22 protein-coding genes and 3 riboswitches are annotated in these 20,501 nt (G+C 48.2%); of the genes, 10 read left to right on the forward strand and 12 right to left on the reverse strand.

Translation table 11 applies throughout. The features are described from left to right. Positions 1-6: 6 nt before the first annotated feature. From KTG14_RS06765 to KTG14_RS06780, 4 genes are all read right to left on the reverse strand, one after another. On the reverse strand, positions 7-1,422 hold the full coding sequence (locus KTG14_RS06765) for a hypothetical protein (protein ID WP_216970211.1): 1,416 nt from the start codon (positions 1,420-1,422) through the stop codon (positions 7-9). Position 1,423: 1 nt separating this feature from the next. Beyond that, positions 1,424-1,582, reverse strand: coding sequence for a hypothetical protein (locus KTG14_RS06770; protein ID WP_216970212.1), 159 nt, complete (start codon positions 1,580-1,582; stop codon positions 1,424-1,426). Next, positions 1,560-2,252, reverse strand: a complete 693-nt coding sequence (locus KTG14_RS06775) for a response regulator transcription factor (protein ID WP_216970213.1) — start codon at positions 2,250-2,252, stop codon at positions 1,560-1,562. The genes KTG14_RS06770 and KTG14_RS06775 overlap by 23 nt, the downstream gene beginning before the upstream one ends. Positions 2,253-2,332: 80 nt before the next feature. Next, on the reverse strand, positions 2,333-3,196 hold the full coding sequence (locus KTG14_RS06780; RefSeq protein WP_216970214.1) for an EamA family transporter: 864 nt from the start codon (positions 3,194-3,196) through the stop codon (positions 2,333-2,335). A gap of 181 nt (positions 3,197-3,377) precedes the next feature. Between KTG14_RS06780 and KTG14_RS06785 the strand changes: the two genes are divergently transcribed. Next, on the forward strand, positions 3,378-3,608 hold the full coding sequence (locus tag KTG14_RS06785; RefSeq protein WP_216970215.1) for a MerR family transcriptional regulator: 231 nt from the start codon (positions 3,378-3,380) through the stop codon (positions 3,606-3,608). 56 nt (positions 3,609-3,664) lie between these two features. On the opposite strand, the gene metX is transcribed toward KTG14_RS06785, so the two are convergent. Both metX and KTG14_RS06795 read right to left on the reverse strand, forming a co-directional pair. Further along, positions 3,665-4,684 carry a homoserine O-acetyltransferase MetX gene (gene metX, locus KTG14_RS06790; protein ID WP_216970216.1) on the reverse strand — a complete coding sequence of 340 codons (1,020 nt, stop codon included), beginning with the start codon at positions 4,682-4,684 and terminating at the stop codon, positions 3,665-3,667. A 12-nt stretch (positions 4,685-4,696) separates the two neighbouring features. Next, positions 4,697-5,986, reverse strand: a complete 1,290-nt coding sequence (locus tag KTG14_RS06795; protein WP_216970217.1) for an O-acetylhomoserine aminocarboxypropyltransferase/cysteine synthase family protein — start codon at positions 5,984-5,986, stop codon at positions 4,697-4,699. A 100-nt stretch (positions 5,987-6,086) separates the two neighbouring features. Then, positions 6,087-6,201: riboswitch (SAM riboswitch) on the reverse strand. Between the two features lie 186 nt (positions 6,202-6,387). Next, positions 6,388-6,500, forward strand: a riboswitch (SAM riboswitch). A 133-nt stretch (positions 6,501-6,633) separates the two neighbouring features. On the opposite strand from KTG14_RS06795, the gene KTG14_RS06800 reads away from it, so the two are divergent. From KTG14_RS06800 to pepT, 5 genes are all read left to right on the forward strand, one after another. Then, entirely contained in the window at positions 6,634-7,665 is a 1,032-nt protein-coding gene (locus KTG14_RS06800) for a methionine ABC transporter ATP-binding protein (protein ID WP_216970218.1), read from the forward strand. Then, a complete protein-coding gene (locus KTG14_RS06805) occupies positions 7,655-8,305 on the forward strand; it encodes a methionine ABC transporter permease (protein WP_216970219.1) in 651 nt (216 codons plus the stop codon). The genes KTG14_RS06800 and KTG14_RS06805 overlap by 11 nt, the downstream gene beginning before the upstream one ends. Before the next feature lie 68 nt (positions 8,306-8,373). Then, positions 8,374-9,207, forward strand: a complete 834-nt coding sequence (locus tag KTG14_RS06810; RefSeq protein WP_216970220.1) for a MetQ/NlpA family ABC transporter substrate-binding protein — start codon at positions 8,374-8,376, stop codon at positions 9,205-9,207. A 65-nt stretch (positions 9,208-9,272) separates the two neighbouring features. Next, positions 9,273-10,478: a M20 family metallopeptidase gene (locus KTG14_RS06815; protein ID WP_216970221.1), complete on the forward strand. Its 1,206-nt coding sequence runs from the start codon at positions 9,273-9,275 to the stop codon at positions 10,476-10,478. Positions 10,479-10,564: 86 nt separating this feature from the next. Then, positions 10,565-11,782, forward strand: coding sequence for a peptidase T (pepT, locus tag KTG14_RS06820; RefSeq protein WP_216970222.1), 1,218 nt, complete (start codon positions 10,565-10,567; stop codon positions 11,780-11,782). Between the two features lie 511 nt (positions 11,783-12,293). Here pepT and KTG14_RS06825 read toward each other — a convergent pair. The 4 genes from KTG14_RS06825 to KTG14_RS06840 form a co-directional block, all read right to left on the reverse strand. After that, complete coding sequence (locus KTG14_RS06825) at positions 12,294-12,716, reverse strand: DUF4825 domain-containing protein (protein ID WP_216970223.1); 423 nt, start codon at positions 12,714-12,716, stop codon at positions 12,294-12,296. Between the two features lie 114 nt (positions 12,717-12,830). Continuing rightward, the gene (gene lipA / locus KTG14_RS06830; protein WP_121298558.1) at positions 12,831-13,775 is read right to left on the reverse strand and encodes a lipoyl synthase; all 945 of its coding nucleotides are present in this window, start codon (positions 13,773-13,775) and stop codon (positions 12,831-12,833) included. Further along, a complete protein-coding gene (locus KTG14_RS06835; RefSeq protein ID WP_216970385.1) occupies positions 13,772-14,611 on the reverse strand; it encodes a lipoate--protein ligase family protein in 840 nt (279 codons plus the stop codon). The genes lipA and KTG14_RS06835 overlap by 4 nt, the downstream gene beginning before the upstream one ends. 89 nt (positions 14,612-14,700) lie before the next feature. Continuing rightward, positions 14,701-14,807: riboswitch (TPP riboswitch) on the reverse strand. 140 nt (positions 14,808-14,947) lie between these two features. Continuing rightward, entirely contained in the window at positions 14,948-15,967 is a 1,020-nt protein-coding gene (locus tag KTG14_RS06840) for an STAS domain-containing protein (RefSeq protein WP_216970224.1), read from the reverse strand. A 134-nt stretch (positions 15,968-16,101) separates the two neighbouring features. On the opposite strand from KTG14_RS06840, the gene KTG14_RS06845 reads away from it, so the two are divergent. Together KTG14_RS06845 and KTG14_RS06850 are read left to right on the forward strand one after the other, a co-directional pair. After that, on the forward strand, positions 16,102-16,332 hold the full coding sequence (locus KTG14_RS06845; RefSeq protein ID WP_216970225.1) for a hypothetical protein: 231 nt from the start codon (positions 16,102-16,104) through the stop codon (positions 16,330-16,332). 67 nt (positions 16,333-16,399) lie between these two features. After that, positions 16,400-16,822, forward strand: coding sequence for a pyridoxamine 5'-phosphate oxidase family protein (locus KTG14_RS06850; RefSeq protein WP_211655137.1), 423 nt, complete (start codon positions 16,400-16,402; stop codon positions 16,820-16,822). Between the two features lie 30 nt (positions 16,823-16,852). Here the strand turns inward: KTG14_RS06850 and KTG14_RS06855 are convergent, their stop codons facing one another. Then, positions 16,853-17,287 carry an RrF2 family transcriptional regulator gene (locus KTG14_RS06855; protein ID WP_216970226.1) on the reverse strand — a complete coding sequence of 145 codons (435 nt, stop codon included), beginning with the start codon at positions 17,285-17,287 and terminating at the stop codon, positions 16,853-16,855. Between the two features lie 216 nt (positions 17,288-17,503). On the opposite strand from KTG14_RS06855, the gene hmpA reads away from it, so the two are divergent. Both hmpA and KTG14_RS06865 read left to right on the forward strand, forming a co-directional pair. Further along, positions 17,504-18,685, forward strand: a complete 1,182-nt coding sequence (hmpA, locus tag KTG14_RS06860) for an NO-inducible flavohemoprotein (RefSeq protein WP_216970227.1) — start codon at positions 17,504-17,506, stop codon at positions 18,683-18,685. Between the two features lie 98 nt (positions 18,686-18,783). Further along, a complete protein-coding gene (locus KTG14_RS06865; protein WP_254178030.1) occupies positions 18,784-19,479 on the forward strand; it encodes an IucA/IucC family C-terminal-domain containing protein in 696 nt (231 codons plus the stop codon). Between the two features lie 15 nt (positions 19,480-19,494). Here KTG14_RS06865 and KTG14_RS06870 read toward each other — a convergent pair whose 3' ends face one another. Continuing rightward, positions 19,495-20,358: a VLRF1 family aeRF1-type release factor gene (locus KTG14_RS06870; protein WP_216970228.1), complete on the reverse strand. Its 864-nt coding sequence runs from the start codon at positions 20,356-20,358 to the stop codon at positions 19,495-19,497. Positions 20,359-20,501: the final 143 nt, after the last annotated feature.

The raw sequence follows: 20,501 nt of genomic DNA on the forward strand, positions 1-20,501 counted from the left end.
CAAATGTTAGGCATGTCTACTAAGAGGTGACTTGCCTTTCACTTTCAATTCCGCCCCCAAGCTTCCGGCAGCCAACTGTTCCGTCCCTTTGAGCAGCCGGTTCAAATAACCAAAGCGCGTCATTAAAAACAGCAGCGATGGCAGCCCGAGCAATACTGTAGCCGGCAGCCAAACAATGACTACAACCGGTTGTAATATCATGAGTGCTGTTCCGGCGCCCCATAAAAACACTACTGCTAGCACCCAGGCCATCTGGAAGCCGATTGTGCGGTTGAGAAACGCATCTTTCGCCGAATAAACCTGGGAGGCGGTGAAACTTTGCAGAATTTCTTCTTTAAAGCAACTCCATTTGCCGAAATGCTGCCATAACCAAATTGCCTGCAATATAGTCAGCGCCCAGAACAGAACTGCGAGTGCCAGCGCAATGAAGACACTTGGAAGAGAGACACTCCCCCCTTCCCACGGCCTTGTCAATAACGCCGCGAAATGGTTTGCAGCTACCAAAGCGAACGCAGCCGATACGATGAATCCGATAAGCTTCCACTCGACAGCGAGTTTTCGCCAGTTGTGATAGCTGGTTAATCCGGTATACCACGCTATCTGGACCGGCCGCTTTTTGAACAGCCACCATGCACTAGCTGCTACTGCAGCCAATAGGAAATACAGAAAGAACTTGAGCAGTCGGAATTGGTTTATCCCGCTAATCACCGAAGCACCTGCTACTCCTTTTTCAGGTATTTGAATAACTCCTGAAAAGCGGTTATCGGCCAGCGTGCTGTTAGCATCGTCGTACGGAAAGTCAAAACTCCAATAACCATTACTGAAATAAAGCGGCTCTTGTGCAGAATACATTTGTTCGAAATAAGGCTCATCGCTAATTGTGCCTTTGGTGAATACTTCTCCGCTGTCCAAATCCCGTAATTGATAAACATACCCTGAAGCTTGGCCTTCAAATTGCCCTTGCTGTTCTGACAATTGCCGGAGCGATTCTTCATAATCCGCTTCACGTTGCTCGATAATCGCTTTTTTCGCAGCTTCGTCGTTGGAAAAATTTTCACGCACAGCGGAAATTTCCTCTCCGCGCTGCTCTTCCAATTCTGCCACTAAAGAGCTGTCACCTTCTTCCTCTGCCGCTGAAATCGCATCCGCATATTGATCCCGGACCATCTGAATCTGGTCAGTCAGGGAAGTATGATCCATGCGGTATTGGTCGAGTTCCCAGGAAGTGACCGATTGATCGACAGTGGATGTTGGCGGGGCCAGTTCGAACAGCAGCAGCCCGTCCGTAAACCTGTCAAAATCATAACGAAAAGATTGTGTGTTCGTATACGCCTTGCCGAAATAACCCGATCCTTTTTCCATGACGGTCCATAAGCATAAGAGCAATAAGGAAAGGCCGGCAAGCCACATCCATTTCTTCATATTATGTATCTCCCTTTGTTAAGTGGCGGAGTGTCGCAAGCAAATCTTCCGGCGACTTGATGACAAAGTCCAAAATAAAAGAAGAGCAGTAGATGAGGCATACCGCAGCAACCGCAATCGCAGCGACTGACCAAAGATCATTTTTCCATTTTGTAGCCAATGCCCCACACCACCTTCACATATCTCGGATTTTTCGGATCTGCCTCGATCTTTTCCCGGATTTTACGGATATGTACAGCGACGATATTCTCTGCATTATATGCCGGCTCCCGCCATACGCGCTCGTAGATTTCGCCGATGGAAAAGACACGGCCCGGATGCTGCATCAATAATTCAGTTATATTGAATTCCGTCGGTGTCATGCGGATTTCCTCACCGTCTATCGTCACCGTTTTCGACTCTGAATCTAGCCTCAACCCATCTATTTCAAGCGTATGGCTGGACTGACCATAGTTCCCAAGCATCACGTAACGTCTGAGTTGGGATTTCACTCGTGCCATCAATTCCATCGGATGGAAAGGCTTGGTCACGTAATCGTCTGCACCAATCGACAAGCCATGGATTTTATCGGACTCCTCGCTTCTGGCACTCAGCATAATGATCGGGATATTGCGTTTTTCACGGATCTTGAATGTTGAATGGATGCCGTCAAGCTTTGGCATCATAATATCCATGATGACCAGATGCACTTGCGTCGTTTCCAGCAAATCGAGCGCTTCCTGGCCATCTGCTGCCCCCACTACCAGAAAACCTTCATTTTTCAAATAGATGCTGATGCCTTCCCGAATTTCCTGGTCATCATCTGCCACCATGACTGTCAGCTGTTCCACACGTCCCACCTCTTTTCATTTCTGGTTTAAGTATAGAATGAAATTCTTAAGTGGAGCCCATTCAAATTCTGAAGAAACTCTTAAGCTTTGCGGTATTTGCCGAATGCAAGCAGCGCAATGCCACCGATCAACAATGCCACCCCTACCCAAGACTGCCCGCTTAGCGCTTCACCGACGACAGCAACTCCCAAAACAGAAGCTGTCAGCGGCTCTGCTAGCGATAAGGTGACCGCAGAGGATGAAGGAATGATTTTCAATCCGCTCGAGAATAATAGGTAGGCAAGACTCGTCGCGGCAAAGCCCAGATAAACAACGAGCATCAAGTTTTGCGGTTCCGCTAAATAGCCGGTATCTAGGAAAACCAGAAATGGCAATAAACCAAGACCGCTGAGGGAAAAGATCACGGCCACCGCGGGCACCACTTCCATGAGGACCAAAACATTTTTGCTGAACATGGCATACCCCGCAAATGCCAAACCGGCGAGCAGCCCGAGCATCACGCCGAATGGGTCGACGATGTAGCTATCGCGATTCGCAAAAAGCAAGATGCACCCTGTCACGGATAAGACACTTGAAAACGCCCAAACACGCTCAGGCTTGCGCTTCAATACGAGCGCTTCCAGGATTCCCGAAAAAGCTGGTGCGCTACCGATTGCCACGACCGTCCCAATCGCGACACCCGTCAATTGCACGGCTGAAAAAAAGAAAGGCTGGAACAAAGCCATGCACAATGCAGAAAGGCCAACCCACCGCCATGGAATTCTTACGCCTTTCAGCTGTCCTGAAATCCATACAAAAACCAGCAGGCCAAAACCGCCAATTGCGAGGCGAGCTGCCCCGATCGTCAAAGGATGGGCTTCTCCCACTATAAAAGTCTGGGCTGTCCCAGTCGTTCCCCAAAGCATTGCTGCGAATAACACCCATATGTATGCCTTCACTTGCATCAGTTTTCACCGCTTTCTCTCTCTAAAGTTTAAATGATCTTTATAGCATGGCTGAAAAAAATGGCCGCTCTTGTGCTAGATTATGGAAAATTCATTCATCCTCCCTAAACATACCACGGCACGGATGATTTGAGATAGGGCTCAAATAGCATTATAATAAAAGAAAAGAGGAGGCGATCGCATGTATATGACAGTCCCAGAAACTGCCTTTTTTTTGTCAATGCCGGAAGAGCAAGTCAACCGTTACGTACTTGAAGGCCGGATTCGCGCAGTCCATGACGGAGAACAATACTTGATCAACACCTCCCAGTTCGAAACCCACTTCCAACAGCTTGAAGTTGAGAAACTTGAGCAGGAAGAATGGAATAATACGCCGATCCCCAATGATGTTGATGTCAAAGACGAGGATTGACGAAACGAGAAAAAGATCGGAGCCTAAACGGCTCCGATCTTTTTTGATTAACAAGTTTATGCTAATACATGGCTTTTGGCATTCACCGTTTTCTGCAATTGAGCCTGTACGTGATGTGCCCATTTTTCAAATTCCACCAAGAACCCGTCATGGCCAAAATCCGTTTCGATCTTTTCCCAGTTGGCATTTAGCTGGTTTTCGACCCATGGAATCATCAATTCACCTGGATACAATAAATCATGGCTATAAGAGATCGAAAGCAGTTCAGTGGCTATTTCCGCCTCTTCCATATCGTGTGTATTCATGGCTTTTAGCAAAACGAGATAGCTATTCGGGTCGAAACGCCCCGCCAATTTGCGCCCTTGATAATCTAGATAGGACTGAACTTCAAAATTTTCTCCGCAGCGTGCACGGCCGAAGCGGCCATTGAATAATTGGCTGCTCCGGTACGTCACCATGCCGGCCATGCGCGCGATTTCAAATCCTTTCAGCCTGGTTTCTGGATGATAATCACCTGACTGGAATTCGGGATCGTTTTCGATTGCCTGAATGCCGATGTGATTGAATGCAACGCCATAATCGCCGTAATAGGGGGTCACCGCAAGTGCGATTGCCGTATCCAGAAACTCTGGGTACAGCCGTGCCCATTCCAAGGTTTTCATGCCACCGAGAGAACCACCGATTACCGCTGCCAGATGGTCGATGCCCAGTAGCTCCAGAGCTTTCCGTTCTGCTCTCACCATATCCCGGATGGTCAGTTCAGGAAATGACGCACGGTAAGGCTCACCGGTTTCTGGATTGACTGAAAGCGGGCCGGTCGAGCCATTGCAGCCGCCAAGTACATTGAATGTGATGACTTGGAACTGACCAGTATCCACTGCTTTTTCATGGCCGATCAGCCCTTCCCACCAGCCCGGTTGATCTGCAGTTCCCACTGCAAATTGATCACCAGTCAACGCGTGGCAAACCAGAATCGCCGGCGCAGAACTTTCTCCGACGCGTTCATACGCCAATTCCACTTCGGGCAATAGTTGATCAGATTCAAGTTTCAGCTGGCCGATGGATACTGTCGTCATCCGAATCCCTCCTTACGCGTTCTCGAGTACTGCCGCTTGGATCGCTTGCTCCAAATCGGCAATCAAGTCTTCGTGGTTTTCCAATCCTACAGACAAGCGGATCAATTCTTCCGTGACGCCTGACTTTTTCAGCTCTTCCGCCGTCAATTGCTGGTGCGTTGTGGACGCCGGATGGATGATTAATGATTTCGCATCGCCGACATTCGCCACGTGCGACCATAAATTAACGCCATCGATCACTTTGCGGCCGGCTTCCCGTCCGCCTTTGATGCCGAAATTGACGATCGAACCATAGCTGTCTTTCAAGTATTTATCAGCAAGTGTTTTGGATGGATGGTCTTCTAAACCAAGGTAATTGACCCACTCGACTTGCGGATGGTCTTTCAAATACTCCGCGACCTTCTGCGCATTCGTCGCATGGCGCGGAATCCGGAGATGCAAAGTTTCAAGTCCCTGGAGCAGTGCATGGGCGCTGTCCGCGCTGAGCGATGGACCGAAATCACGCAATAGCTGAACGCGCAATTTCGTTGCGAATGCCGCTTCTGGCACATCGATGCCGAAGCGGATGCCGTGATAGGATTCATCCGGCTCCGTGTAATTCGGGAAGCGCGGGTTGTCCCAGTTAAAGCGCCCGGCATCGACCGCTACGCCGCCGATCGTTGTCCCGTGCCCGCCAATCCATTTCGTTGCTGAATGGATGACCACGTCTGCACCGAATTCAATCGGGTTGCTGACGAAAGGCGACGCGAATGTATTATCAATCAAAAGCGGTACGCCATTTTCATGTGCGATATTAGCTATCCGCTCGACGTCGAACACGTTCAAACTTGGATTCCCGATAATTTCACCGAACAAGGCTTTCGTCTTGTCCGTGATCGCTGCACGGAAATTTTCAGGGTCGGTGGCATCGACGAATTTCACGTTAATGCCATAGCGCGGTAATGTGTTGGCGAATAGATTATAGGTTCCTCCATATAAATTGCTGTCGGCAACAATTTCGTCGCCTGCTTCCGCAATGTTCAAAACTGAAAATGCAATGGCGGCCATCCCTGAAGACAAAGCTACTGCAGCAGTACCGCCTTCAAGAAGTGCGACGCGCTGTTCAAACACATCGACTGTCGGGTTCATGATGCGCGAATAAATATTGCCCGTTTCTTTCAAGCCGAATAGATTTTGTGCGTGCTCGGTATCTTTGAATACATAAGAAGTCGTTTTGTGGACCGGTACGCCACGTGCGCCTGTCACTGGATCCGGTTCTTGGCCACCATGTAATAGTAGAGTTTCTGGTTTGAATTTTGTCATTGTCAATTCCTCCTGTTTTCTATTGGTTTTGTTCGGTTTGAGGAGGACACAAAAAGACCCTCTTCAGAAAGAAGAGGGCCGTTAGTTACGGATTTGCCTCCTCTTATCTTTCAGCGACGCAAATGCGCGCTGTAGGATTTAGCACCTTTCCAGACATGAGCCTGTTGGTTGCCGGGCATCGTAGGGCCTATTCCCTCCGCCTCTCGTGATAAGAGTATTCAGTTATTTTTTGCTTGTGGAAAAGTATAGAGGACAGCGCAAGATAAAGTCAAGTATATTTTTCTAAAAATTTTAACTATTACAAGCAATTCATCAGCCTGAAAAAAATATTAGGAAAGTCGTTGACTTTTTCGCTATTTCGAAATAGAGTAGGAATCACGAATTGAATAGCTTACATCACTTTCTTATCCAGAGAAACCGAGGGACAGGCCCTATGACGTTTCGGCAGCAGATTCGCAAACTAGCGAAAACTGTGCTAATTCCTGCAAATGCTTCAGCATTTGGAAGATGAGAATGAGGTGGTTTCATATTTTGGAGCCCTCTTTTTTCTTGCGTATAAGAAAAAAGAGGGTTTTTTTATTGTTATTTCAAGAAAGTGTTCGTTCGCACTCATTCGTTTTTTTATTTGTAGCCACAGGAGGGACACCATGATTCAATTTGAAGCAGTCAAGAAAACTTATGTATCCGGCAAACAGCAAGTCCACGCGCTCAATGGCATCGATCTGAACGTCGAAACTGGCGAGATCTACGGCGTCATCGGATTTAGCGGCGCAGGAAAAAGCTCGTTGATCCGCACGGTGAATTTGCTCGAGCGCCCTTCCAAAGGACGCGTGCTCATCCATGGAGAGGATATTTCCACGTTAAGCGCACGAAAAATCCGCGATACACGAAAAAATATCGGCATGATTTTCCAGCATTTCAATTTGCTGAACTCGAAAACAGTGCACCATAATATCGCGATGCCGCTACTCCTCGCCAAGACCCCGAAAGCGGAAGTCGACCGGAAAGTGGCGGAACTATTGGAATTTGTCGGGCTTGCCGAACAGGCTAAAAAATACCCTGACCAACTGTCCGGCGGGCAAAAGCAGCGAATTGGCATTGCGCGGGCACTCGCCACAAACCCATCCATATTGCTATGCGACGAAGCAACTTCAGCACTTGACCCGCAGACGACCCAGTCCATCTTGGATCTGCTGCGCCGCATCAATCAGGAATACAACATCACCATCTTGCTCATTACCCACGAAATGGGTGTCATTCGGGAAATCTGCGACAAAGTAGCCGTACTTGAAGAAGGACGCGTCATTGAGCAAGGCAGCGTGTTTGAAGTGTTCACCAATCCCCAGCACACGACGACGAAGCGTTTTGTCCGTTCGGTCATGAACGATGAATTGCCAGATTCGCTGCTTGAACAGATCCGTCACAATGACGGGGCGCGTCCGATCTACCGGGTGCAGTTCACCGGAAATTCAGTCGGCCAGCCCTTCATGTCACGGGTATCGCGTGAATTCCAGCTCGATTTAAATGTGCTGTTCGGTAATATTACAGAACTTCAAGGCATTCCATACGGCAATTTGATTGTGGAATTCGACGGCGCACACGCAGAAATCGATCGCGCACTCGCCTCGATCCGAAACGATAACATTCAAGTAGAGGAGGTGCAGCAACATGCAGGTTGATCAATCGCAAATTTTAGAAGCTTTATGGGAGACACTTTACATGACCGGTGCATCCTTCGTGTTCTCGCTCTTCATCGGCTTGCCCCTCGGCATCTTGCTGGTTGTCACGAGAAAAGGCCACCTGCTCGAAAACGAAGCGGTCTTTAACGTATTGAATATCGTCATTAACATCTTCCGTTCGGTTCCGTTCATCATCTTGATGGTCGCCATCATTCCGCTGACCCGCATTATCGTTGGAACATCAATCGGTACAGCTGCAGCCATCGTCCCCTTAGTATTTTACGCAGGGCCTTACATCGCCCGGCTCATCGAGAACTCTTTGCTCGAAGTCGATAAAGGCGTCATCGAAGCCGCTCAGGCGATGGGTGCTTCTCCCGGACAAATTATTTTTCGCTTCCTAATCCCGGAAGCGCTGAGTTCACTTGTTTTGGCGTTGACGATCGCTATCGTCGGCTTGATCGGCGCATCCGCTATGGCCGGTGCCATTGGTGGCGGCGGGCTCGGTGACTTGGCCATCACATACGGCTATCAGCGCTTCGACACATTGGTCATGCTGTTGACTGTCGCCATTCTGGTCGTCCTGGTGCAGGGCGTCCAATCGCTCGGCAACTTCATGTCCCGCAAAGTGCGCCGCAGTTAAGTTCATTTATGCACAGCAATACATTTCAATCAAATCACTTACTTAAAAAAACATTGGAGGATTTCATCATGAAAAAAATGACAGCAATTTTAGCTACAGCAGGATTGGCTACACTTCTTACCGCGTGCGGAGACGATAGCTCTGCCGGCGAAACCACGAAAGTGACACTCGGCATCAGTGGATCGGACACGACGATCTGGGATTATGTCGGCGACAAAGCGGCTGAAGAAGGCATTGAACTCGATATCATCACCTTCTCGGATTATGTTGCGCCGAACTTGGCACTCGCTGAAGGCGAACTGGACTTGAACGCCTTCCAGACCATCTCGTATTTCGATGAATTTGTCGAAGAGCACAATGTCGATATCGTACCGATCGGCTCTACCGTCATTGCACCGATGGGCTTATATTCTGATAAATACGAATCGGTTGAAGAACTACCGGAAGGTGCCCAAATCGCTATGCCGAACGAAGCGACCAACATGGGCCGCGCACTCCTCTTGCTCGATGAATCCGGGCTTATCACCTTATCCGATGATGCAGGATTGACCGGGACAGCAGAAGACATTATCGACAACCCGAAAAACATTGAAGTCGTCCCAATGACTTCCGCCCATACACCGCGCGCTATGGCTGACGTCGCTGCTTCCATCGTCAATAACGGCATCGCAGTGGATGCTGGATTAAATCCGACAGAAGACCCGATTGCCCGTGAAAGCGATACGGCAAAACCTTATATCAACTTGATAGCCGCGCAAGCTGGCGAAGAAGATAACGAAGCGTATCAGCGCATCGTGGAATTGTACCAGGAAGAAGACACAGCTGAATTTGTCATCGAGCACACAGAAGGCGCTCAAATCCCGACTTTCGTTTCGGTTGAAGAATTAGTTGATTACCAATAAGAAGACAGTCACTCTGCAGTTGCACGCCGCTGAAAAATGAAATTCCATTCGAGGGGGACCATTACATGACCATCATTAGCGAAGCACGCGAGACGATTACGGAATCGATCGACAAGAACCGCGCACAATATTTACGCATCAGCCATGCCATCCATGAAAATCCTGAAATCGGCAATGAAGAAGTGTTCGCGAGCGGGCTCTTGACCGGATTGCTCGAAGAAGCCGGATTCCAGGTGGAAGACGGTGTCGCTGGCCACCACACTGCCTTTTACGCGGTCCGCGACAGCCAAAAGCCAGGGCCGACCATCGCGTTTCTAGCTGAATACGACGCTTTGCCGGGTCTCGGCCATGCATGCGGACACAATATTATCGGCACGACCAGTGTCGCAGCGGCGATTGCGCTCAGTAAAACCTTGGAATTGACAGGCGGGCGCGTCGTCGTTCTCGGCACCCCCGCCGAAGAAGGCGGGCCGAATGGCAGCGCGAAAGGCAGTTTCGTCAAACACGGACTTCTAGAAAAAATCGATGCCGCATTGATGCTTCACCCTTCAGGCAATTCGGCTGTTACTGGCCCTTCGCTTGCTGTCGACCCGCTGAGTTTTCATTTCTACGGCAAGCCGGCCCATGCTGCCGGATCCCCTGAAAAAGGTATCAATGCACTCGATGCCGTACTCCAATTGTTTAACGGCATCAACGCCCTTCGCCAGCAATTGCCGGATGATGCGCGGGTGCATGGCATCATCACGCACGGGGGCGATGCGCCCAATATCATCCCGGAATACGCTTCTGCCCGCTTTTATATCCGCGGCGACTCTTGGAAAAAGACAGCAGAGACGGCGCAAAAAGTGCGTGCCATCGCTGAAGGCGCTGCCCTTGCAACAGGCGCCCGTGTCGACATCGAACGTTTCCAGAATGAAGTGAAAGACCTTGTCGTCACGCCTGAACTCGATGAAATCCTCAAAGCTGAACTTGAAGCTTTGGGCGATCAAGTAGCCGCTTCGCGTATTTCTGGACTCGGATCGACCGATGCCGGCAACATTAGTTACGAAGTGCCGACTGCCCATGGCTATATCAAAATAGGCCCCGAAAGCCTCATTGCCCATAGCGAAGAATTTCAGGAAGCCGCCCGTTCAAAAGCAGGCGATGAGGCATTAATCCGGGGCGCAAAAGCATTAGCCCAAACAGGTTACCGTTTGCTGACGGAACATGCTTTATTGGCTCAAGTCAAACACGCCCATACGCGGTCACTTGCCCACAAGCAACAAGAGTAGAAAAACAGCGTTGCGGCGCTGTTTTTTTCTATACCCATCAAATTTCGTGCTAAAATAGAAACATTACATACATAGGAGGCTTTACCATGATCGAGCATTTGATCGAACGCCTAGTGCGCTATGCTAAAATCGACACACAATCCAATTTCGAAAATGATGCAACACCTTCAACTCTTGGACAATGGGATTTACTGAACGAATTGGAAAAAGAAATGAAAAGTATTGGTTTAGAAGAAGTCGAAGTTGATGAGCACGGCTATTTGTTCGGCACTTTGCCGGCAAATACGGAAAAACCGCGCCCTGTCATTGGTTTCTTAGCACATGTTGATACAGCGACCGACTTTACCGGAAAAGACGTAAATCCGCAGCGTATTGAAAACTATGACGGCAAAGACATTCCATTAAGCGACAAGGTGTCGATGAAAACGGCGGATTTCCCGGCTCTGCAGAACTACATCGGCCATACCTTGATCACGACGGATGGCACTACCTTGCTTGGCGCCGACAATAAAGCAGGAATTGCTGAAATCATGACAGCGATGAAATACCTGATCGAACATCCAGAAATCGAACACGGCAAAATCCGCGTCGGCTTCACGCCGGATGAAGAAATCGGCCGCGGCCCGCATAAATTTGATGTCGCCCGCTTCGGCGCCGACTATGCATATACGATGGATGGAGGGCCGCTTGGCGAGCTTCAATATGAAAGCTTTAATGCCGCGAGCGCAAAACTGACTGTGCACGGAACGAGCGTTCATCCGGGTTCCGCAAAAAATAAAATGGTCAATGCCATCACGGTTGCCGCCCGCTTCCAAGCAGAAATGCCTGCTAATGAAGTACCTGAGAAAACAGAAGGTTACGAAGGATTTATCCATTTGAATAACTTCAATGGCACTGTCGAACAAGCGATGCTCCAGTATATCGTCCGCGATTTCGATAAAGATAAATTCGAAGCGAAAAAACGCCACATGGAACAAGTAGCGGCAAGCTTGCAAGAAGAATTCGGCAAAGAAGCAATCGAACTGGAGCTCGAAGATCAATATTACAATATGCGCGAGAAAATCGAACCGGTCATGGAAATTGTCGAGCAAGCAGCCCAAGCGATGAAGACAGTAGAAGTTTCTCCTGACATCCTGCCGATTCGCGGCGGTACGGACGGCTCGCAATTATCCTATATGGGCTTGCCGACACCGAATATATTCACTGGCGGCGAAAACTATCATGGCAAATTCGAGTTCATTTCTGCTGAAAACATGGAAAAAGCAACTCAAGTGATCATAGAAGTCGCGAAAACCGCAAAATAATTGATTTTCCCTACCCATTTCCCGGGAAATCTTTTCAGCACGATTCAACACAAAAAGCAGCGGCCGATGCCGCTGCTTTTCCATTTTGTCGAGAAAGGTAATAAATCGTATTTTCCGAAGCTTATCGCTCGCTTTCCTCGGGGCGGGAATCGAGCCTCCTCGTCACTAAAACCGTTGCTCCCACATCTGCTCTCACATTTGCAAGCAAATGCATCGCAAAAAATATTGCAAGCAGATGCGTCGCAAATGAATGTGCTCAGCTAAGCTTCGCTCCTTCATTGCCTGCGGGGTCTCTCAAACCCGTCACTTCGCTGCTCCCACAGGAAAGATAAGGTCGAACTACGTGAGAACTTATCTTTGCGAAGTAATGCGAAGCATTATTGAGCAGAAGGTTTTACGAGCGAACGCTTCTCCAAATACTTAGTAAGATCATTGATTATTGAATGTAGAAAAAACGACTTCATTCTAATTCGTAATGGATTAATAGATTTTTTTCAAGTTTCATGCAGTTTCAATATTGTGTTAGCAACGCGTCAATTTTTTGATTTTCATCCAAATACTGTGCGAGCAGCTCTTCCAGTTTTTCTTGCTCATCAATTCCGGCCAAATCCACTCCATACCAAGCTTGCAATTGTTCTCTCGTTAGCCGGTATTGCTCCACGCTTGCTCCTGTGTCGAAGTCAAATCGGACCCAATCCACATTGTCGAGCAGCGTAAATAAATAAGTCGCGTTATGTGCCGCTGTTTCCTTATCCGATAGCGCAGTCTCCTGCCAATCGTAAGAGGCGGTAATTCCGTAAGGCTGTTGTTTCGTCTCCAATTCAAAGCCTGTAAAATGCTCTGCACCCGGCAGCCGGTTAAAAGTGTTGAGGACGGCACTGTTATTCCCGACCGCCGCCCCTTCGTATTCGAAGAGGTCTGGTTCCTCTATCACAAGCAAAGGACTCCATGCGCTCATAACGAGTAGCACAGTGGATAACAGCATGGCCACAGTAAGTATTTTTCTCAATTCAAGCCCCCAAGGTTTATATACACTGGATTCGCTAATTTAAAATTCAATACGATCAATTTTTGCGCCTGTCGATTCGACGCCTTTCATGTATTTGATGCGTTTCTGCACAGCGGTTTCGTTCACTTGCTCATCCGCATGGTATGAAGAACGCACCATTGGGCCGGCCTCGCAATGCTTGAAACCTTTGGCCAATGCGATTTCCTTCAATTCCTGGAATTCGTCCGGGTGGTAGTAACGGACGACATCCAGATGCTTCAATGTCGGCTGCAAATACTGGCCGATCGTCATGATGTCGACTTTGTGCGCCAACAGGTCATCCATCGCCTCGATGATCTCTTCTTTCGTTTCCCCGAGCCCCACCATGATGCTCGACTTGGTCGGCACATGCGGTGCAATTTCCTTGACCCGCAATAACAATTCCAGTGAACGGTCATAGGTCGCTCTCGCACGGACGCGCTTTGTCAGACGCCGCACCGTTTCAATATTATGGTTGAAAATATCCGGTTCGCTGCTCATTAACATATGCAAGCTTTCGTAATCGCCTTTCATGTCGGATGGCAAGATCTCGACGGTGGTTTCCGGCATTTTCCGGTGGATCGCGCGCACCGTCTCCGCAAAAACTGCCGCTCCCCCGTCTTTCAAGTCATCCCGGGCCACTGCTGTAACAACCACATGTTTCAAGTTCATTATTTCCGTCGATTCTGCAACACGCTCCGGCTCGCCCCAATCGAGCTCATTCGGAAGACCGGTCTTGACGGCGCAGAATCGGCAAGCCCGTGTACAAGTGTCTCCTAAAATCATGAATGTCGCGGTGCGGCGCTCGCTCCAGCATTCATGGATATTTGGGCATCTCGCTTCCTCACATACCGTATTCAAGTTTTTCTCCCGCATCAATTTTTTCAAATCATTATAAGTTTCATTCGTGTTCAATTTTACTTTCAGCCATTCGGGTTTACGTTCACGCTGCTTTGTCTTTGTCATCGCATAAGTTCCCCTCTCTCTTCTCGTCTGTGGTTCCATTGTTCACTCGCGTATTTGGCTTCGAGCACGCGTACTTGTTCCAGCAATTCAGCTGGCGGTTCGAATTTTTCCAAGCGTATGCCAAGCCCTGTTTCAAATCCATCCTTGAATGCTTTCTGCACTTCTTCTAAGCTTGCCGGTTGTTGCACGAGCTCGTTGATCGCTACGGCGCGTGTACGGAAAGCTTGGCGTGCCCTTTCCTTCACTGCTTCACTCGGGTAGATGAACAATTCAAACAATCGGTTTTCCTCCAGCTGCAGCGGAATCGAGCCGTGCTGCAAAATGATGCCTTGTTTTCTTGTCTGCGCGCTTCCTGCTGCTTTCCTTCCCTCAACAGTCAGTTCATGCCAAGACGGTTCTTCAAAGCATACCGCTGAAGATTCTTTCGACCGCTTCTTGTCAGCAGCCAGTTGTGCTTGAATCCCTAAATTGCAGTAACCTTCAAGCAAGCCTCGGGAAATGACCAAATACGCTTCCTTTACTGATTTCGGCATGGATGGATGATGTTCCGGAATCACCACGCTGTAAGTCAATTCCTGATCATGAAGCACGGCTTTGCCACCGGTCTGCCTCCTGACCAAGGGAATGCCCAATTGCGCAGCTTTTTCGATATCGATGCTGCCGTTCAGCTTCTGGAAAAATCCTACTGAAATTCCGGCTGGTGCCCATCCGTAAAACCTGAGCACAGGCTTCATGCCCGTCTTGCGCTGCCAGTTCATCAATGCTTCGTCCATTGCCATATTGTAGGCTGGTGTGCAAAGCCCCGACTCCATATAGCCCCATGTTTCCTCCAAAATGTCTCAACTCCTCTCAGCTTATGCATGACTCCTAAAGCCCATAAAAAAACACCGCTTTCCCATGGGGAAGCGGTGTATGCAGGCATAAGGAAGCATACGCACCACTTCCCTACGCTGGCATGGTCCAGATCAGGTTCAAGGGGTCCAAGCATTCGCTCGTCTCAGCCAGTCAATCCCGGCTCCCCCAGTGGTCAGCTATGTATAGTTCTCCCAAAGCTTACCATTTGTGCAGAAAAATCTCAATATACTAAATAGTATTTCCTTTATATTTTTATCCATTTTATTCAAAAATACCATAAAAAGCTTTCCCTATGCGCTTTTGGGAAAGCTTCGCTATTAAATAATGGTCTTGCCGTTCTGCGCCAAAGCGAAGTGAATGCCATGTTGAAGCGTGCGGAAGCAGTCATAGCCTGAGAGGTTTACACCCGCTTCTGTGATTGTCATGCTGGTGTGAGGCGAAATGCCGGCCAGCACCGTCTTCGTGCCGATCAAATTCGCGGCAGAACCTAATTTTTCGATCAGCATCGCCGCATGCTGGTTGAAGCTCTCATTGAGTCCAGTCAAATCGAGCAGCAAATAGCGCGCTTTGTATTTCGGCAAATTCTCAAGCGTTTTGATGAATAACTCTTCGGCACGTGCTTCATCATAGCGCCCAAGAAGCGGAACGACGACAATATCTTCCAGCACTGGAATAAGCGGTGAAGAAATTTCGCGGATCATGTCATGAAGATCCGCTGTCTTTTCATCCACCAGCTGCTCGAGTTCGCGGATTTTCTCCGATTCCTTGCGGCGTGCCAGCGTATGGATATTCTTTTCAATCGTCTCATCTGACGGAAAATAGCGGATCAAGCATTCATCATGCCCTTCGATCTGCGAGTGGACCACTTCATACCAAATGCTGCGGTCCAGAAGCGAGCTGAAGATTCCTGCATAATGGGCCGGCAAAAAGCTGCCGCCGGTCTTTTTCCCTTGCGCCAGGTTGATCTGATATTCCCAGCTATTTTTCAGCGTCACTTCCAAGATGCCCGCTTCCACATCCAGGTTATGGATAGCAGCCACCCCCCAGCCAGCTGATGCGTATGTATTGGTAATGAGTTCGGAAGCTTTGAAAACTGAAATACCGCCCATTTCATGAAAATAATCCCCGACTACTTGGCCTTGGCGAAACCCAGTTGATTCCAAAACGACAGCTGCCGCTTCCTCACCCGAAATTTCCTCAATGGAATCAAAGAACATTTTCATCGCAGTGGAAGTCCAAAATAGTACGGAATTTTGTCCTTCAAAGAGGAAACGACCTTGCGCGAGATCCCATTCAAAATCCAGGCCACCCACGTTTACCTTTGTTTGTTGTGTCATTGTATAGCCACCCTCCTTATTTAGCCCTATTAAATAATCATACGACAGCCTGGAAACCCCAGCAAGTTCTAATGTTTTAAAGCACTTCAATTAAGGAATAGATAAAGAAGAACGCTAAAGGAGAGGTGCTAACCATGGCAGAAAAAGAACGTTTCAATGAAAAGGAACGCAAATCAAGCGACGGTGCTCCAATGGACAATCCTGAGCAAGTAAAAACCGACAAAGAAACGATGACAGAAATGCATGAAGAAGAAATGAACGTGGATTCCATTCCGTTGGAAGACCTAAAGCAGGACATGCAAGACGAAAAAAATCCGCGTGGTACAAAAAATGATTCCGCTAGCGAGGAAAAAAACCCTGACTGATTCCACCTGTGGGCTTCTCGCCCGCAGTTTCTTTGACAAATGATATTACCGCAAAGGAGAGATATGAATGGCACAAGAACAACTGAAACAGCAGGCACTGAAAATTTTGGAAGACAGCATGATTGGGACTTTGGCAACAATTAAAGATGAGAAGCCGCATTCCCGTTATATGACGTTTTTCAATGACGAGTTTACTTTATATACGGCTACAAGCAAGCAGACGCAAAAAGTAGATGAATTGGAGAAAAATCCGAACGCCCATATCTTGCTCGGCTACGAAGGGGAAGGCGTCGGTGATAGCTTCCTCGAAATCGAAGGGCAAATGTCGCTGCGGGATGACCGCGAGATGATCGATAAAGTATGGAATGAACATTTGACCGGTTGGTTCGACGGCCCTGAAGACCCAAACTTAATCATCCTGGCGATCACGCCGACGCGTGTCCGTTTAATGAACCGCAAAGGCAAAGACCCGCAAACTATTGAACTATAAAAATAAAAGCCTCCGACATCGGAGGCTTTTTTATGTGCGCAATAAATCGCGCAACCCTTCTTTATTAAATAACAGATCTCGCAGATTGTATTCATCCAATACCGATAAATAGGCATGTAAGGCTTTACCAAGAACACCGCGCAACCCGCAGATCGGCGAAATCGGGCACATATTGGTCTCTGGGTTGAAACACTCTACTAAGTGGAAGTCTTCCTCCATTTGGCGAACGACTTTCCCAACATTGATATTCTCTGGGAGATCTGCCAAACGAATGCCGCCTCCCCTGCCCCGGACCGTTTCGATAAATCCCGCTTTGCCAAGTTCGAACGTCACTTTCATTAAATGGTTTTTGGATATATGATAAGCATCAGAAATTTCCTGTATAGTTGTCAGCTTGCCGTCTTCTTTTGTTCCTAAATAGATGAGTACGCGCAATGAATAATCCGTATACATCGTCAATCTCATTGGTTTCACCTTCCCTGCACATTTATTATACGCGCCGCTATAATTTCTGGAAAGGAAACGCATCTGCCGCATTCGAGCTTTTTTAGGCTTATATTCAATGTGTGACTTTTCTGTGAAATGAATTGTGTCTAAATTTTAAAGATGTATTTTAAATATATCTTTAAAATACTTTACGGTTTATAGTGGGATTATAGAAAACAAAAGGAGAGATTGACTATGTTATCCGAACAAACAAGAACCATCGTCAAATCCACTGCCCCTGTATTAGCTGAACATGGAAAAACCATCACTACCGTTTTTTACAGCAATATGTTCGAAGCGCATCCAGAACTCTTAAATATCTTTAATCAAGCCAACCAAAAACAAGGCCGCCAGCAAGCAGCGCTTGCCAATACCGTATACGCCGCTGCTGTTCACATCGATAATCTTGAAGCGATCCTTCCAGCAGTTGTCCAGATCGCCAATAAACACGTGAGCCTCGGCGTTAAAGCCGAACATTACCCTATCGTCGGTGAATATCTGCTGAAAGCGATCAAAGAAGTGCTCGGCGATGCCGCAACAGATGACGTCATCAACGCTTGGGCAGAAGCATACGGCGTCATCGCCGATGTCTTCATCAGCATCGAAAACGGCATGTACGAAAAATCCGAAATCCAGGAAAACGGCTGGAGCTTCTTCAAAGACTTCACCATTGCCCGCAAAGTGAAAGAAAGCGAAAACATCACTTCGTTCTATTTAAAACCGGCTGATGGCAAGAATGTGCCAAGCTATGAAGCTGGCCAATACATCACAGTCCGTCTTGCAATCCCTAGAGAAGAATTCCTGTTCAACCGCCAATATAGCTTGTCCCAAGCATCGCGTCCGGATGAGTTCCGCATTTCCGTCAAACGTGAAGCCGATAACGATCCGAACGGAATCGTTTCCGTTTACCTACACGAACAATTGAACGAAGGTGACACCATTGAAGTGAGCGCTCCTGCCGGCGAATTCGTGCTCGATACAAAACGCGAAACGCCTGTTGCTTTCGTCAGCGGCGGCGTCGGCATTACTCCGATGATGAGCATGTTCGAAACGGTGGCAACCCAAACACCGAAACGCCCTGTTTCTTTCATCCATGCAGCACGCAATGAAACATTGCATGCTTTCGACAAAGACGTTCAAAAATACGTCTCGACGATGGACAACGCCAAATACAAAACTTTATATTCCGACGAACCACAGGGCTATATCACACGTGAAATCCTGGAAGACATGGTCGATGCAAGCGGCGAAGTGTACGTCTGCGGACCAGTGCCATTCATGGAAAAAATAATCAGCGAATTGCGCGCACTGGGCATGTCTGATGAGCAGATCCATTACGAATTCTTCGGCCCTGCTATCGCCCTGCAATCCGTCTAAACACTAAAAGGCGCTTCCTGATTCGGGGAGTGCCTTTTTTGATACTTGGCAGCCCAATGCTCTTCCGGTAGCATAGAGAAGAAAAGGGGGGAATCGAGTTGCATTTGCCTATGGCTGCCAAACAAACACTTCAAATGCAATCAGTCATCGCCGACCGTAGTTCTGCCCATCCCTTTTCTTCTAATCCCGAAATATTGATTGAAGAGTTAAAAGATTGGTGCGCGACGGAAAACAACGGTGTCGCAGTTTCTTATTTTTTCCGTCAAATCGCCTTGTTCGTAACGGCCCAATTCAGCTTAATCCATCAGCACGGAGGCTATTTCAAAACTCCTCCCGAAAACCTGCGCTATGGCCGTATGAATAATTACGGTTTGCCGCTCATTTCATTTCACGTCGATTCCGATGACTTCGTCGAAATACCTGCTGAAAAAAGAAGTGAAGCTTTCCGCTATGTATTGATCGGGCAAACAAACGCCTTGCTCGATCAGTTGCGCCGCCACGCAAATATTTCGCCGATTACGTGCTGGGAAAACGTTCTCGGTTCACTTGCTTGGTATTACGCTACCCTCCAACAGCAACACCCGCGAACAGTTGCTGAAGATATCGACTGGCTGATGGATGACCAGAATTGGGAACCGCTGCGCAAATCCCAGTGGCGAAATTTCATCGGCACCACACCGCTTGAACGGGCAGTTTCAGGACCGATGCGGAAAACTTGCTGCTTGTATAAAGAATTGCCTGCGTTCGGCACTTGTACATTCTGCCGCAGCCCAATTAAAAAAAGCTCCGGTTAGCCCCGGAGCTTTTTGTTATTTCTCGAATACTTCGTGCAAGATCTTATCTGCACTATTATTGATCAGGTTTTTGTGGATACAGCTGTTCGGCTTTTTGTGGAGCACTTTAGAAAACGACTGGGCATGTTCAGCTTCACCGATGACGTGGATTTCTTCCCAGCGCCGCTCTTTTTTCAGCTTCTCGATTTTCGAGCCCATGTCTTTATAAAAGCGGTCCAAGTTTTCTTTCAGGCGATGGTCGAGTTCGTCGGTCGGGCTTCCACCCCCGCTGCCTCCGATGACCGGACTATTTCCACCGGCAGCCCCGCCGCCAGTCGACCCGGCACCGCTGCGCCCTTGGATGCGCCCGGAGCTTCTGACGCCTTTTTGTTCTGTCCATACTTCCAAGCCGGCATCGAACTCATAATAGACTTCTTCATTGACGATGCCGACAGAGGTGTCGAGCACGCGTATGCCTTTAAAGCTCGGCAGGACCACGCCTGCATATGGATACGCTTTGTAGATATAGCGTAATTGGTCGAGCGCTGGTTTGTTTTCCCACTGAAAATCGGTTTTGACAGAAATTTGCAAATTCTTCACCCAAAACAAATCGTTTTGTGTAGATGCAAAAATAACGACACCCTTCTGGAGGTCGCCTTGATTATCCGTTATTTCCTTTTCCACTTTCTTGCGCAATTCTTTGTAGGCTTTCAATTCTTTTTCATCTTTTGAGGCGGTCAAGTATTCGTCGAGACGCTTCAGCCCATTCTTTAACTGGATCTTCCAGGCCCCGTTCTGCGCTTCACGGTCTGCTGGATTCGTATTGAGGTAGACACTTAGCACACAACGGTCTTCACACTCGAATTGTTTCAGTTCTTGGATTTCGTCGTATAATGTCATTCAGCCATCATCCTCCTTTAATCCTTACTTGTTATCTGAATACCCCAACCGCCCTTGCTTAAACGGCAGCCAGCTGTTCTTTTTTAATATTCTAACGTTTAAATTTTCCAGACTGTGGTAAACACTAACTAGCAACAAAAAAT

It is taken from the genome of Planococcus sp. CP5-4_YE, from assembly GCF_019042655.1.
Taxonomy (GTDB): Bacteria; Bacillota; Bacilli; order Bacillales_A; family Planococcaceae; genus Planococcus.

Bases quoted from the DNA above. Each gene is read 5' to 3' on its own strand.
- KTG14_RS06765 (WP_216970211.1), bottom strand. From the start codon at position 1,422: ATGAAGAAATGGATGTGGCTTGCCGGCCTTTCCTTATTGCTCTTATGC.
- KTG14_RS06780 (WP_216970214.1), bottom strand. From the start codon at position 3,196: ATGCAAGTGAAGGCATACATATGGGTGTTATTCGCAGCAATGCTTTGG.
- KTG14_RS06785 (WP_216970215.1), top strand. From the start codon at position 3,378: ATGTATATGACAGTCCCAGAAACTGCCTTTTTTTTGTCAATGCCGGAA.
- metX (WP_216970216.1), bottom strand. From the start codon at position 4,684: ATGACGACAGTATCCATCGGCCAGCTGAAACTTGAATCTGATCAACTA.
- KTG14_RS06795 (WP_216970217.1), bottom strand. From the start codon at position 5,986: ATGACAAAATTCAAACCAGAAACTCTACTATTACATGGTGGCCAAGAA.
- KTG14_RS06800 (WP_216970218.1), top strand. From the start codon at position 6,634: ATGATTCAATTTGAAGCAGTCAAGAAAACTTATGTATCCGGCAAACAG.
- KTG14_RS06805 (WP_216970219.1), top strand. From the start codon at position 7,655: ATGCAGGTTGATCAATCGCAAATTTTAGAAGCTTTATGGGAGACACTT.
- KTG14_RS06810 (WP_216970220.1), top strand. From the start codon at position 8,374: ATGAAAAAAATGACAGCAATTTTAGCTACAGCAGGATTGGCTACACTT.
- KTG14_RS06815 (WP_216970221.1), top strand. From the start codon at position 9,273: ATGACCATCATTAGCGAAGCACGCGAGACGATTACGGAATCGATCGAC.
- pepT (WP_216970222.1), top strand. From the start codon at position 10,565: ATGATCGAGCATTTGATCGAACGCCTAGTGCGCTATGCTAAAATCGAC.
- lipA (WP_121298558.1), bottom strand. From the start codon at position 13,775: ATGACAAAGACAAAGCAGCGTGAACGTAAACCCGAATGGCTGAAAGTA.
- KTG14_RS06840 (WP_216970224.1), bottom strand. From the start codon at position 15,967: ATGACACAACAAACAAAGGTAAACGTGGGTGGCCTGGATTTTGAATGG.
- KTG14_RS06845 (WP_216970225.1), top strand. From the start codon at position 16,102: ATGGCAGAAAAAGAACGTTTCAATGAAAAGGAACGCAAATCAAGCGAC.
- KTG14_RS06850 (WP_211655137.1), top strand. From the start codon at position 16,400: ATGGCACAAGAACAACTGAAACAGCAGGCACTGAAAATTTTGGAAGAC.
- KTG14_RS06855 (WP_216970226.1), bottom strand. From the start codon at position 17,287: ATGAGATTGACGATGTATACGGATTATTCATTGCGCGTACTCATCTAT.
- hmpA (WP_216970227.1), top strand. From the start codon at position 17,504: ATGTTATCCGAACAAACAAGAACCATCGTCAAATCCACTGCCCCTGTA.
- KTG14_RS06870 (WP_216970228.1), bottom strand. From the start codon at position 20,358: ATGACATTATACGACGAAATCCAAGAACTGAAACAATTCGAGTGTGAA.